Here is a 430-nt window from a genome sequence, read left to right as displayed (position 1 = left end):
GAGACTCGGCTGAGCTGGAGCGGCTCCACCGGACTCGGCTGGGATGGCTACGACCGCGCACACTCGGCCACCGCTCCGCCCGCGGAGCAGGAGGTGCGGCTCACCACCGGGGAAGCGCACGGCGATCCGAGCATCCTCAACCCCGAGCAGCTGCTGGTGATGTCGGCCTCCTCCTGCCAGATGATGTTCTTCCTGCACCTGGCCGCGAAGGCCCGGATCGACGTCGTGGGCTACGAGGACGAGGCGCTCGGGGTGATGCCTGACGACGACCCGCCGCTCCGGATCACCGAGATCACTCTGCGGCCGCGGATCACCGTCACGGGCGAGGCGAGCGAGGACCGAATCCACAAGCTCGTGCACACGGCGCATGAGCACTGCTTCATCGCGAACAGCCTGACGAGCGACGTGTCAATCGAGCCGACGATCGCTC

The 430-nt window shown here is 67.9% G+C and carries 1 protein-coding gene; it reads left to right on the top strand.

Translation table 11 applies throughout. The features are described 5' to 3' along the window. Positions 1-430, top strand: a 430-nt coding sequence (locus QQZ17_RS19720; protein WP_284554158.1) for an OsmC family protein, incomplete at both ends; no start/stop codon positions are given.

The organism is Citrobacter sp. T1.2D-1 (assembly GCF_950098555.1).
Classification (GTDB): Bacteria; Pseudomonadota; Gammaproteobacteria; order Enterobacterales; family Enterobacteriaceae; genus Citrobacter_A; species Citrobacter_A telavivensis.
Note: the sequence above shows the minus strand (reverse complement) of the source record. Positions and strands in the feature narration are given on the sequence as shown.